Annotated in this window: 16 protein-coding genes; 6 read left to right on the top strand and 10 right to left on the bottom strand. The window is 77.4% G+C overall.

Annotated elements, in window-relative coordinates; translation table 11 throughout:
* Positions 1–47: 47 nt before the first annotated feature.
* From kdpF to F1641_RS14895, 7 genes are all read right to left on the bottom strand, one after another.
* On the bottom strand, positions 48–113 hold the full coding sequence (gene kdpF / locus F1641_RS23965) for a K(+)-transporting ATPase subunit F (RefSeq protein WP_375541499.1): 66 nt from the start codon (positions 111–113) through the stop codon (positions 48–50).
* 240 nt (positions 114–353) lie between these two features.
* Positions 354–935 carry a hypothetical protein gene (locus F1641_RS14920; RefSeq protein WP_194906841.1) on the bottom strand — a complete coding sequence of 194 codons (582 nt, stop codon included), beginning with the start codon at positions 933–935 and terminating at the stop codon, positions 354–356.
* A complete protein-coding gene (locus F1641_RS23395) occupies positions 932–1,531 on the bottom strand; it encodes a DUF6286 domain-containing protein (RefSeq protein ID WP_194906839.1) in 600 nt (199 codons plus the stop codon). The genes F1641_RS14920 and F1641_RS23395 overlap by 4 nt, the downstream gene beginning before the upstream one ends.
* Positions 1,528–1,923, bottom strand: a complete 396-nt coding sequence (locus F1641_RS14910) for an Asp23/Gls24 family envelope stress response protein (RefSeq protein ID WP_194906837.1) — start codon at positions 1,921–1,923, stop codon at positions 1,528–1,530. Before F1641_RS14910 ends, F1641_RS23395 begins: the two co-directional genes overlap by 4 nt.
* Positions 1,916–2,107, bottom strand: a complete 192-nt coding sequence (locus F1641_RS14905; RefSeq protein ID WP_194906835.1) for a DUF2273 domain-containing protein — start codon at positions 2,105–2,107, stop codon at positions 1,916–1,918. Before F1641_RS14905 ends, F1641_RS14910 begins: the two co-directional genes overlap by 8 nt.
* A 60-nt stretch (positions 2,108–2,167) precedes the next feature.
* A complete protein-coding gene (locus tag F1641_RS14900; protein ID WP_194906832.1) occupies positions 2,168–2,563 on the bottom strand; it encodes a hypothetical protein in 396 nt (131 codons plus the stop codon).
* A gap of 5 nt (positions 2,564–2,568) precedes the next feature.
* Positions 2,569–3,015: an Asp23/Gls24 family envelope stress response protein gene (locus F1641_RS14895; RefSeq protein ID WP_194906830.1), complete on the bottom strand. Its 447-nt coding sequence runs from the start codon at positions 3,013–3,015 to the stop codon at positions 2,569–2,571.
* A 159-nt stretch (positions 3,016–3,174) separates the two neighbouring features.
* On the opposite strand from F1641_RS14895, the gene F1641_RS14890 reads away from it, so the two are divergent.
* From F1641_RS14890 to F1641_RS14875, 4 genes are all read left to right on the top strand, one after another.
* Positions 3,175–3,765 carry an RNA polymerase sigma factor gene (locus F1641_RS14890; RefSeq protein ID WP_194906828.1) on the top strand — a complete coding sequence of 197 codons (591 nt, stop codon included), beginning with the start codon at positions 3,175–3,177 and terminating at the stop codon, positions 3,763–3,765.
* Positions 3,762–4,244: a hypothetical protein gene (locus tag F1641_RS14885; RefSeq protein ID WP_194906826.1), complete on the top strand. Its 483-nt coding sequence runs from the start codon at positions 3,762–3,764 to the stop codon at positions 4,242–4,244. The genes F1641_RS14890 and F1641_RS14885 overlap by 4 nt, the downstream gene beginning before the upstream one ends.
* Before the next feature lie 126 nt (positions 4,245–4,370).
* Complete coding sequence (locus F1641_RS14880) at positions 4,371–6,146, top strand: hypothetical protein (protein WP_194906824.1); 1,776 nt, start codon at positions 4,371–4,373, stop codon at positions 6,144–6,146.
* Positions 6,147–6,164: 18 nt separating this feature from the next.
* Positions 6,165–7,520, top strand: coding sequence for a M20/M25/M40 family metallo-hydrolase (locus F1641_RS14875; RefSeq protein WP_194906822.1), 1,356 nt, complete (start codon positions 6,165–6,167; stop codon positions 7,518–7,520).
* Between the two features lie 19 nt (positions 7,521–7,539).
* Here F1641_RS14875 and F1641_RS14870 read toward each other — a convergent pair whose 3' ends face one another.
* Positions 7,540–7,764 carry a DUF5703 family protein gene (locus F1641_RS14870; protein ID WP_194906820.1) on the bottom strand — a complete coding sequence of 75 codons (225 nt, stop codon included), beginning with the start codon at positions 7,762–7,764 and terminating at the stop codon, positions 7,540–7,542.
* A 36-nt stretch (positions 7,765–7,800) separates the two neighbouring features.
* Here F1641_RS14870 and F1641_RS14865 point away from each other — a divergent pair, with 36 nt between their 5' ends.
* On the top strand, positions 7,801–8,091 hold the full coding sequence (locus F1641_RS14865; protein WP_194906818.1) for a primosomal protein: 291 nt from the start codon (positions 7,801–7,803) through the stop codon (positions 8,089–8,091).
* Here F1641_RS14865 and F1641_RS14860 read toward each other — a convergent pair.
* Complete coding sequence (locus F1641_RS14860; protein ID WP_194906815.1) at positions 8,078–9,022, bottom strand: aldo/keto reductase; 945 nt, start codon at positions 9,020–9,022, stop codon at positions 8,078–8,080. The two genes, F1641_RS14865 and F1641_RS14860, sit on opposite strands and share 14 nt — an antisense overlap.
* 33 nt (positions 9,023–9,055) lie before the next feature.
* On the opposite strand from F1641_RS14860, the gene F1641_RS14855 reads away from it, so the two are divergent.
* Positions 9,056–10,132, top strand: a complete 1,077-nt coding sequence (locus F1641_RS14855) for an LLM class flavin-dependent oxidoreductase (RefSeq protein WP_194906812.1) — start codon at positions 9,056–9,058, stop codon at positions 10,130–10,132.
* On the opposite strand, the gene F1641_RS14850 is transcribed toward F1641_RS14855, so the two are convergent.
* Positions 10,110–11,108 carry a magnesium and cobalt transport protein CorA gene (locus tag F1641_RS14850; protein ID WP_309225628.1) on the bottom strand — a complete coding sequence of 333 codons (999 nt, stop codon included), beginning with the start codon at positions 11,106–11,108 and terminating at the stop codon, positions 10,110–10,112. The genes F1641_RS14855 and F1641_RS14850 overlap by 23 nt on opposite strands.
* Between the last annotated feature and the right edge of the window lie 8 nt (positions 11,109–11,116).

Genomic DNA, 11,116 nt, shown 5'->3' with positions numbered 1-11,116 from the left:
GGCGGCACGAGGGTCGCGACGGTCAGGAAGCCGCTGCGGCGTCTCCATCAGAACCGCTCCGGGTCCAGCAGCGCGGTCAGCAGGTAGCCGGCCAGCGCGAGGACGACGAGCAGCAGGACGACGGACTCGGCTCACCGCTGGTCGCCCGACGAGTCGAGGCGCTCGAGACCGCTGACGAGCAGCGCGAGGACGGCGAAGACCACGACGGTCAGCGCGATGAGGGCGAAATCAGGCACGTGCCCCATCCAGCACCCGCCCACGGGCGGTCCGCTCGGGTCCAGACGGTCCCCAGACGCCGGCGACCCCCGTCCGGACGGGGTCCGGACGGGGGTCGCTGGGTGGTGCTGGGCGGGTCAGCGCACGCGGCTGCCCTGGCGCTGGCGGCGGGCGACGCGCACGGCCACCCGGCCGCGCAGGTCGTCGCGGCCGATGACCTGCGCCAGCTGCGCGCCGGTCGCGTCGACCGCGGCGGCGACCTCGGCGAGGTCGGCGTCGGGCTCGGCGGTCACGTCGATCTCGGCGACCAGCTGGCCGCGGTCGCTGACCACGCGGCCCGAGGCCGAGCGGACGCCGGGCACCTCGGCGAGCACGTCGGCGGCGGCGGCGGCCGCCGAGCTGCCGTCGACCGCCAGGGCGCCGGAGCGGTCCGAGCCGGTCAGGCGCAGGGGGCCCGTCGAGCGGCGCGGCACGTGGGCGAACAGCCACCACAGGCCCAGGAGGGCGAGGACGACGGCGGCGGCCGCAGCCGCACCCGGCCACCACGACCGGCCGTAGACGTCGCCGGCGGCGGCGGTGCTGACCGCCTGCGGGGCGCCGGCCCACACCCGGGTGAGCTGGCCGAGGCCCCAGGCGGCGGCTCCCGCGCCGGCGGCCACGAGCACGAGGCCGAGCACGAAGGCCACGAGGCGGTCGAACCCGAGGACGGTGCGGCTCACTGGTCGTCTCCCTTCGGGGCGGTGGTGCGGACCTTGACGCGGGGCGGGGTCTCCAGCGCGCGCAGGGCGTGCTCGACGCTGGTGCGCACGCGGTCGGCCACACCGTCCACGCCTCCACCGGCGCCCCCGCGGGCGGCGGTGGTGGTGACGTCGACGGTCACCGAGCGGCGTCCGGCGCTGGAGCGCGTCCGCAGCACGCCGTCGACCTGGTCGGCGGCGCCGGAGGCGAGCCGGGCCACGTCGGCGGTGCGCAGGTGCGCACCGCTGGTGCCGCCCAGGGGGAGGGCGTCCCGGGTGCGGGGCTCGAGCGCCGCGACGACGAACCACAGCCCGACGAGGGCGACGACCACGCCGACGGCGGCCACGGCCGCGGTCGGCGCGAGGCCGTCGAGGGCGCTGGTGGCGGTCCCGAGCCAGGTGGTCGACCCGCCCTGCAGGCGGACCCACGCGTCCTGGCCCACGAGCACGGCGACGCCGACGAGCAGCAGCGCCAGCACGGGGCCGAGCCAGCCGATGGTGCCCGGTCCGGTCGGCAGCTTCGCGGGCCGCAGCCGGGCCGTGGGGGTGGAGGTGGGGCGTTCGGTGGTGAGGCTCACTGGACCCTCCCTCGCTCGGGGCGGTCGGGACGCACGACGGCGTCGACGGTCACGGACACGGAGTCGGCGGAGACGGCCGCCAGCTGCTGCAGCTGGGCGGTGACCGCCTCGCGCACGCCCGCGGCCACCTGGGCCGCGGGGTGGGGCCACACGGAGGCCACCTGCAGCTCGACGCGGGCTCGCGAGCCCGCCACCTGCGCGGAGGCGCGGGGCAGGTCGCGGCCGATGGCCGAGCTGATGAGGCCGGAGGTGGCGGAGGTGGGGGCCACGCCGGGCACCCGCAGGGCGGCCGCCCGGGCGATGGCCAGCACCACCTCGTCGGCGAGGTGCAGGGAGCCGCGCTCGGCGGGCGCCGTCAGCTGCCGCTCGGGGGCAGCGGCCACCTCAGCCACGGCTGCGGCGGCTCAGGGCCGCCACCAGGTCGATGCGGCCCTCGGCCTGGGCGCCGACGACCCAGCCGACGGCGCCGAGCACGAGGGCGCCGAAGAAGGCTCCGGCTCCGCCGACCGCGCCGGCGATGGCCAGCAGCAGACCGGCCAGCAGCCCGATCCAGGAGTACGGGGTGGCGGGGGACATGGGAGGGCTCCTTCGGCTGTTCGGGTGGGGTGCAGGGGGGGTGGGCAGCAGGGGTGGTGCTCAGGCGCGGGGCGCGGCCAGGTCCCCGACGTGGACGTGCACCGGCTGGGGGGCGGTGGCCGCCCCGAGGGCGGTGACCGCGGCGTGGACCGCCGCGGCGGTGGCGCGGACGTCGCGGCCGATCTCGACGACGACGTGCACCTCGGTGCCGCTCTCGCGCAGCGCGATGCCCGCGACGCGGCGGCCGGGCAGGAAGGTGGCGGCCGAGCCGGCCAGCCCGGCGTGCAGGGAGTGCACGCCGGGCACGGCCAGCACCGCGCGGGCGACGACGTCGACCGGCTCCACGACGGAGCCCTCGGCGACGCCCTCGACGCGCTCGGCGACCACCTCACCGCCCACGACCCCGTCGCTCCCGCGGGGCGGGAGGGGGGAGGTGCCGGGGGTCTGGGTGGTCATGCGGGTCACTGCACCCGGGCCTGGCGGGCCGGCTGCTCGTCGTCGTCGCCGTCCTCGGACGGGATGAAGACGTCGCTGACCTCGATGTTGACCTCGGTGACGTCGAGGCCGGTCATGCGCTCGACCGAGGTGATGACGTTGCGGCGCACGCCCGCGGCGAGGTCGGCGATGGCGACGCCGTACTCGGCGATCAGGGTGATGTCGACGGCGGCCTGCTTCTCGCCGACCTCGACCGAGATGCCCTGGGAGTGGTTGGTGGTGGCACCCGGGATGCGCTCGCGCAGCGCGCCGACGGCGCGGGCGGCGCCGCCACCGAGGGCGTGCACGCCGGTGACCTCGCGGGCGGCGATGCCGGCGATCTTGGAGACCACGGCGTCGGCGATGGAGGTGCTGCCCTGCGTGCTGGCCAGGGCGGTGTTCTTCGTGGCCACGGCGGTGGTGGTCTGGGACATGGGGTCTCTCCTCCTGGTCGGGATCGTGAGGCGCACCGGGCTGGTGCGTTCGACGGAGGGTGAGAGTCAGCGCGGACGGAAACGTCACGCCCGATCTGCTGTGACCTGGGTCACACCGCTGCGGTGGCGGGGGTCCTGGGCCTGTGATCGGGTCGTGTCGTGCGCGACGAGAGACCCGCCCCCGGAGGGGGCGTCGTCGACGAGCTCGACGACGACGTCCTGGCGCGCCGGGCCGGCCTCGGAGACCGCCTGGCCTTCACCGAGCTGGTCGACCGCCACGGTCCCGCCCTGCACCGGTACGCCTCGCGCATGCTCGACGACCCGAGCGAGACCGCCGACTGCCTCCAGGACGCGATGGCCGACGCCTGGCGCGGCCTGTCGGGCTTCGGCGGCCGCTCCAGCGTCCGCACGTGGATGTTCACCCTGGTCACCCACGCGGTGCGGCGGCACCAGAGCCGCCAGCTCAAGAGGACGGCCGCCCCTGTCGACGACGAGGTGCTGGCCCGGCGCGCCACCGGTCCCGGGCAGGACCCGGCGCGCGTCGTGGAGATGCAGGGGTTCGTCGAGGCCCTCGACGCCGCGCTGCGGCAGCTGCCCGAGGGGCAGCGGTCGGCGTGGATCCTGAAGGAGGTGGAGGGGCTGTCGTACGCCGAGGTGGCGGAGGTCGGTCGCACCACCCCCGACGTCGTCCGCGGACGCCTCTCCCGGGCCCGAGCGACCCTCACGACCCTGCTGGAGGACTGGAGATGAGCGTGCCCGAGGACCAGGGGGTGCGGGACGCGGCGCCGGGCGCCGACCCGCTGGCCCGCGCCGCCGAGGCGCTCCGCCTCCACACCGACGCTGGCTGGGTCCGCGTGCGCCAGCGCGTGGTCGACGCCGCCCTCTCGGCCGTCCGCCCGGCGCGCACCGTGGCCGCGCAGCACGAGCTGGGCCGGTTCTCCGTGTCCACCGACGTCCTCACCGACGTGGTCCGCACCGCCCTGGAGCCGCTGCCCGACGCCGCGCCCAGCCGCGTGGTCTTCGAGACCGACGACGACGACCGCCTCGTCGCGGTCCGCACCACCGTGGTCGTGGCCTTCGGCGCCGACGTCGTCGAGGCCGCCGAGCAGGTGCGCCAGGAGGTCGGCGGGGTCCTGCGCGCGGTCCTCGGCGAGGTGGCGCCGGCGTCCGGCGGCTTCGTGGTCGACGTCCACGTCGGCGACGTCACCGTCGACCGGCGCACCCTCTGAGGTCGTGACGAGCCCGCGCGCGTAGCAGCCCGCCGCATCCCGGGGGGTGCGACGCGCCGGAACCGGTGCCGGTGACTTCTCGCACTCCCGGGACACGGCGCGCCTCCTGCACCACACTGCTGTCCTGTGGCAGGCGACGGGACCGACGGCACCGACGGCACCGCTCCCGGGCAGGCCGGCGGTGAGCGCCGCCGCGCGCTGCGCGAGGAGCGCGGCGCGGGCCGCCGCAGCGCCCACGCCGCCCCGCGGCAGGCGGCCGCCTCCTCAGCGGCCCCGCTGACCCCGGTCGCCCCGCTGGCGCCGGTGACCCCCGTGCTCCCGCAGCCCGCCGTCAGCCAGCACGCGCCCCAGCACTCTCCCCAGCACGCGGCGGCCGGGGCCCTCGGCCCGGCCCTGCCCGCGGCGCAGCTGCCCAGCCGCCGCGACCGCGCGGCCCTGCGGCGGCCCTCCGCCCTCGACGAGCCCGCCGTCCTGGCCGGCGACACGATGGCGTGGAAGAGCTTCCCGGCGCTGTCCGACGCTCCCACCCGCTCCGCCCTCGCCACCTCGGCCACGCCGCTGACCAGGGCGCTCGCCCGCAGCATCACCGAGCACCTCGACGCCCCGTCGGCGCCGATGACCCCGGCCTTCGTGCCGCGCCGCCGCTCGGCGCCCGCGGTCTCCGGCCCCCTCGACGTCGTCACCCCTGCCGCCCAGGCCACCCCGGTCCCGCCGCCGACGGCTCCGGTCCGCGAGCCCTCCTGGACCACCGGGCCCGTCTCCACGCGCCGCTCCCGCCGCGAGGCGGAGCTCCCGCCCCCGCCCGCCGCGGCCGAGGTCGAGGCGCTCGTGCGCGAGCGCCAGGCGCGCACGGCTCCTCGGCCCGGCCCGTCGGCCGGCTCCTCCGGCAGCTCCTCGGTGGTCGTGCCGACCGCTGCCCTGCTGCCCACCGCCAGCCCCAGCCCGACCGCCGGCCCGACCACGGGTCCCAGCGCGAGCAGCAGCCCCGCGCCGGTCCGCACCTCGCCGCTGGCCCCGGCCGACCTGGCCGCGCTGCGCACCGCCGCGGCGGCCACCGCCGCGACCCCCGCTGCGGCCCCCGCTGCGACCCCCGCTGCGACCCCCGCTGCCGGAACCGCGTCGGCCACCACCCGGGTCACGAGCCGCCCCACCGCCCGCAGCACCGCCCGCACCACCGGTCCGGCCACCCGCCACGCCCGCACCGGTGCGACCGCTGCTCCGCGGCGCTGGCACCAGCGCCGCGCCCTGGGCCTGCCCGTGGGCCTGCTGGCGGCCGCAGCGGCCCTCGTCGTCGCCGTCGGCGTGGGTTCGTTCTCGTCCGAGGCCCGCCAGCTGCCCGCGAGCCTGCTCACCGCGGCCACCGGCGGCGCCGCTCCCTCGGCCGCGACCGACGAGACCGCGCAGCCCGCCCCCCAGGACACGGCGAGCTCGCCGGCCGCACCGGCGCAGGACGACGCGACCGCCGACGCCGCTGCCCCGGCCGACGGCGGGAGCGCCGCGGCCGAGGACACCGCCGCGACCGCCGAGCAGACGGCCGCCGCGGAGGCCACCAGCGCCCCCGCCGAGCCCGCGGCGGCGGCCTCGGCGGCACCGACCGCGGTCATCCCCACCGGCGACGTCACCTACGAGGGCTTCGGCACCGCGAAGAACACCTACGTCGAGCTGGGAACCGCCGACTCCCGCGAGACCTCCACCGACCTGGGCTCCACCTTCTCCCGGCCCGCGGAGGGCTCGGCCACCTGGAAGGGCTGGTACGTGGGCGTCAACAGCCAGGACGGCCAGGGGACGGTCGGCTGCCGCATCAAGGACTCCGACGGCCGGGTGCTCGTCGAGCGCACCGCGGAGCCGGGCAAGACGCTCGCGCTGTGCATCCTCGGCACCCCGCCGGGCGTCACCGGCTGACGTCCGTACGGTGGGTCGATGAGCCCCACCTCCCCGGCCGGCCCGAGCAGCACCCCCCTCGACGAGGTCGTCGACATCTGCCGCGACCTCCTGCGGATCGACACCACCAACCCCGGTGACGGCACGGGGCCGGGGGAGCGGGCGGCCGCCGAGCTGGTGGCCGGGCTGCTCAGCGACGTCGGCCTCGACCCCGTGCTGCTGGAGAGCCAGCCGGGCCGCGCCAGCGTGGTCGTGCGCGTCGAGGGAGACCCGGCGGGCACCGCCGAGCGGGGTGCGCTGCTGCTGCACGGCCACCTCGACGTCGTCCCCGCCCGCGCGGCCGACTGGAGCGTCGACCCGTTCGGCGGCGAGGTCGCCCCCGATCCGGCCAACGGCGGCGTCGAGTGCCTGTGGGGCCGCGGCGCCGTCGACATGAAGGACATGGACGCCATGCTCCTGGCGGTGGTGCGCGACCTGGTCCGCTCCGGCGAGCGCCCTCCGCGCGACCTGGTGCTGGCGTTCATGGCCGACGAGGAGGCCGGCGGCGTCCAGGGCGCGCACTGGCTGGTCGACCACCACCGCGAGCTGTTCGAGGGCTGCACCGCGGCGGTCAGCGAGGTGGGCGGCTTCTCCACGCAGGTGGGGGACCAGCGCACCTACCTGCTGCAGACCGCCGAGAAGGGCATCGCGTGGCTGCGCCTGGTGGCGCACGGCCGCGCCGGCCACGGCAGCCAGGTCAACACCGACAACGCCGTCACCCGCCTGTGCGAGGCCGTGGCGCGCATCGGGGCGCACCCGTGGCCGGTGGAGGTCACGCCGACGGTGCGCGCCTTCCTCGACGGCGTCACCGACATCACCGGCGTCGAGTTCGACCCCGAGGACCCGTCAGCGCTGCTCGACCAGCTCGGGACGACGGCGCGCTGGGTGGGGGCCACCCTGCGCGACACCGCCAACCCGACGCTGCTGGAGGCCGGGTACAAGCAGAACGTCATCCCCGGCACCGCCACGGCGCTGCTCGACTGCCGCTTCCTGCCCGGCCACGAGGAGCGCCTGGTGCAGACCGTGCGCGAGCTCGCCGGCGAGTTCGTCGACGTCGAGGACGTGCACCGCGACGTCGCCCTGGAGACCGCCTTCGACGTGCCCCTGGTCGACAGGATGGTCGAGGCGCTGCTCGCGGAGGACCCGGGCGCCCGGGTGCTGCCCTACTGCCTCTCCGGCGGCACCGACAACAAGTCGTTCAGCCAGCTCGACATCCCCGGCTACGGGTTCGCGCCGCTGCGCCTGCCCGCCGGGCTCGACTTCGCCGGCCTCTTCCACGGCGTGGACGAGCGGGTGCCGCTCGACGCGCTGCGCTTCGGCACGCGGGTGCTGGGGCGGTTCGTGCGCAGCGCCTGACGCGCGCCGGCCGGGCGGGTCAGAAGGTCCGCTCGACCCGCACGATCTTGCGCCGCAGCTGCACCTCGCGGCGTCCGCCCAGGTAGAGGCGCACCCGCGCCAGCTCCCAGTGCCCGGTCTCGGCGGCCTCCACCAGGAGGCGCCGGGCCTCGCTGCGCGAGGTGCCCCGGGGCATCGTGATCGTGCGGTGCTCGTACTCCACGCCCGAGCGGCCGGGGCGGCGTGCTGAGGGGATCTGCTCCATCGCGGACCATCATGCCCACCCACTACGGTTCCAGCCATGGCGACCGATCCCCGCGCGGCCCTGGACCGACTCATCGCCGCGCTGGAGGCGCACCTGGGCGCCGCCCAGCGCCGCCGCGGCGACGACGACCCCGCCGTCGAGGCCGCGTACGCGCAGCTGGCCGACGCGTTCGAGGTCTACGACGAGGCGCTGTACACCGCCCACGACGAGGTCACCCCGTTCGAGCTCCCCGACGACGAGGACGACGAGGACGACGACGAGCTGGCGGACGACGAGGCGGGCGACCACCTCGACGACGAGCCCGGCGAGGGCCTCAGCTCTCGCTGAGCTCGTCGAGCACCGCGCGGATCTCCGCCGGCAGCTCCAGCTCGCCCGCCTCGAGCACCCCGCGCAGCTGGCCGGGCGTGCGGACGCCGACCACGGCGCTCGCGACGCCCGGCCGGTCGCGCGCCCACGCCAGGGCGACCTCGGTCGCGGAGGCGTCCAGGCCCGCGGCGGCCGTGGCGACCGCCTGGGCCACCCGCCGCGGCCCGGCGCCCAGGTAGGGCTCCACCCACGCCGCCAGCACGGGCGAGGCGGCGCGCGAGTCCGGCGGCACGCTGCCGCGGTACTTCCCGGTGAGCACCCCGCGGCCCAGCGGCGCCCAGGCCAGCACCCCGAGGCCGTGGTGGGCGGCGGCGGGCAGCACGTCGGCGTGGTCGGGGGCCAGCAGGCTCAGCTCGCAGCTCGCGGCCACCAGGGGCAGCCCCCGCGCCGCGGAGGCCGCGGCGGTCGTGGCCAGCTGCCAGCCGCTGTGGTCGGCCACCCCCGCGTACCGGGCCCGCCCGCTGACCACGGCCGCCTCCAGGGCGGCGGCGACCTCCTGCGGCGGGGTGGCGGGGTCCCAGGCGTGGGCGAGCCAGAGGTCGACGTGGTCGGTGCCCAGGCGGCGCAGCGAGGCGTCCAGCCCGGCGAGCAGCGCCCGCGCGGAGGTGTCCGGGCGGCTCCCGCGCCCGCTCCCGCGGCCCGACTTGGTCACCAGCACGACGTCCTCGCGGGCCACCGTCCCGTCGAACAGCTCCCCTAGCAGGGACTCCGCCGCGCCGGCGCCGTAGACGTCGGCGGTGTCGACCAGGGTGCCGCCGGCGTCGACGAAGGCGGTGAGCAGCTCGCGCGCCTCGTGGTGGTCGCTGACGGCCCCGGGCGTGCCCCACCCCATGGTGCCCAGGCCGAGGGCGGAGACCCGCAGCCCCGAACGACCGACGGTGCGCTCCTCCACGTCGCGCACAGTAGCGGCCTAGGGTCGGGCGGCATGGAGCTGGCGCTGTCGCTGGGGTACTTCGGCACCCGTCGTCCCGTGGCGGAGCAGGCGGCCGACGCCGTGGCCCTGGCCCGGCGGGCCGAGGAGCTCGGCTACGGCAGCGCCTGGGCCAGCGAGGCGTACGGCTCCGACGCGGTGACGGTGCTGACCTGGCTGGCGGCGCACACCACCCGCCTGGGCCTGGGCAGCGCGGTGCTGCAGGTCCCGGCGCGCAGCGCGGCGGCCACCGCCATGACCGCCGCCACCCTCGACGGCCTCTCGGGGGGCAGGTTCAGCCTGGGGCTGGGCGTGTCGGGGCCGCAGGTCTCCGCCGGCTGGCACGGGGTGCCCTTCGCTGCGCCCCTGGCCCGCACGCGCGCCTACGTCGACGTGGTGCGCCGCGTGCTCGCCCGGGGCCCCGCCGACCCCGACCCCGCCTCCGGGGGCGCCGGGCTGCGCCTGGCCCTGCCGGCCCCCCGGCCCGACCTGCCCGTGCTGCTGGCGGCCACGGGGCCGAAGAACACCGAGCTGGCCGGGGAGGTCGCCGACGGGTGGCTCCCGGCGTTCCTGGCCCCCGAGGACGCCGAGGAGCAGCTCGCCGCCCTGGCCCGCGGGCGGGCCCGCTGCGCGCTGCCCGGCGGGGCCGAGCGCCCCCTGCAGGTCGTGGCGACGGTGCCGGCGCTGCTCACCGAGGAGGGCGCCGACCTCGACGACCCGGCCGTCGCCGCCCCGCTGCGGGGGTACGCCGCGCTGTACCTCGGCGGCATGGGCAGCCGCGAGAAGAACGTCTACGTCGAGGCCGCCACCCGCCTGGGCCACGGCGCCGTCGCCCGCGCGGTGCAGGACGCCTACCTCGACGGCCGCCGCGAGGAGGCCGCCGCGCTCGTGCCGACGGCGTTCCTGCAGGCCACCTGCCTGGTGGGCCCGCCCAGCGCCCTGCCCGAGCGGCTCGCGGCGCACGCGGACGCGGGGGTCACCGCGCTCGCCGTCGCCCCGCTGGCCCCCCGCCCCGAGGCCCGCCTCGCCCTGCTGGACGCGTGCGCTGCGGCTCTCCCCGCAGCTCTCGCTACAACCAGCCGGAGCGCTTGAAGGCCCGCCACAGCGACAGGCAGACCACCACCATCAGGCCCAGGGCGTACGGGTAGCCGAAGTGCCACCGCAGCTCGGGCATGACGTCGAAGTTCATGCCGTAGATGCCCGCGATCAGCGTCGGCACCAGGGCGAGGGCCGCCCAGGCGGAGATCTTGCGCGAGTCGGAGTTCTGCTGCACCGACACCTGCGCCAGGTGCACGTTGAGGATGTCGGTGAGGGAGCGCTCGTACCCGCCGACGCGGTCCTCGGTGCGCACCAGGTGGTCCAGCACGTCCGCGAAGAACGGCCGCAGCTTCTTGGTCACGCCCGCCACCTCGCCCCGCGCCAGCGCCGCGACCGGCTCCACCAGGGGCGCCACGGCCCGGCGCGCCTCGGAGACCTCGCGCTTGAGCCGGTAGATCTCCGCGGCGTCGACACCTCCGGGCGCACCCCTCGTCCGGCCGTCACCGGCCGTGAAGACGCGCCGCTCGAGCTCGTCGAGGTCGTCGCCCAGCTCGTCGGCCACCACCACGAAGTGGTCGACCACCGCGTCCAGCACCCCGTGCAGCGCCCCCACGGGCGTCGCCCGCAGAGGACCGGGGGCGCCGTCGAGGGAGTACCGCACGCTGCGCAGGGGCGTGTGCCCGCCGCGGCGCACGCTCACCACGTGGTGGGGGCCCACGAACATCGTCAGCTCGCGGGTCTCGACGCTGGAGGTGGCGTCGTCGTACTCCAGGGGGCGCAGCACCACCAGGAGCGAGTCGTCGTCGTAGACGTCGACCTTGGCGCGCTGGCCGCCGTGCACGGCGTCCTCGACGGCGAGGGGGTGCAGGTGCAGCTGCTCGGCGAGGCGCTGCAGCTCGTCGGCGTCGGGTGAGTCCATGCCGACCCAGACGAACCCCTCGCCGCCGTCGCGGCACGACCGCAGCGCGGAGGGCCAGTCGTCCACCTGGTGGTGCCCGTGCTCGTCCCACAGCCAGGTGCCCACGATCACCGGGGCAT

This window comes from Quadrisphaera sp. INWT6 (assembly GCF_015390235.1).
In the GTDB taxonomy this organism is placed as follows: domain Bacteria; phylum Actinomycetota; class Actinomycetes; order Actinomycetales; family Quadrisphaeraceae; genus Quadrisphaera.
This window is presented reverse-complemented; position numbering and strand designations above follow the sequence as displayed.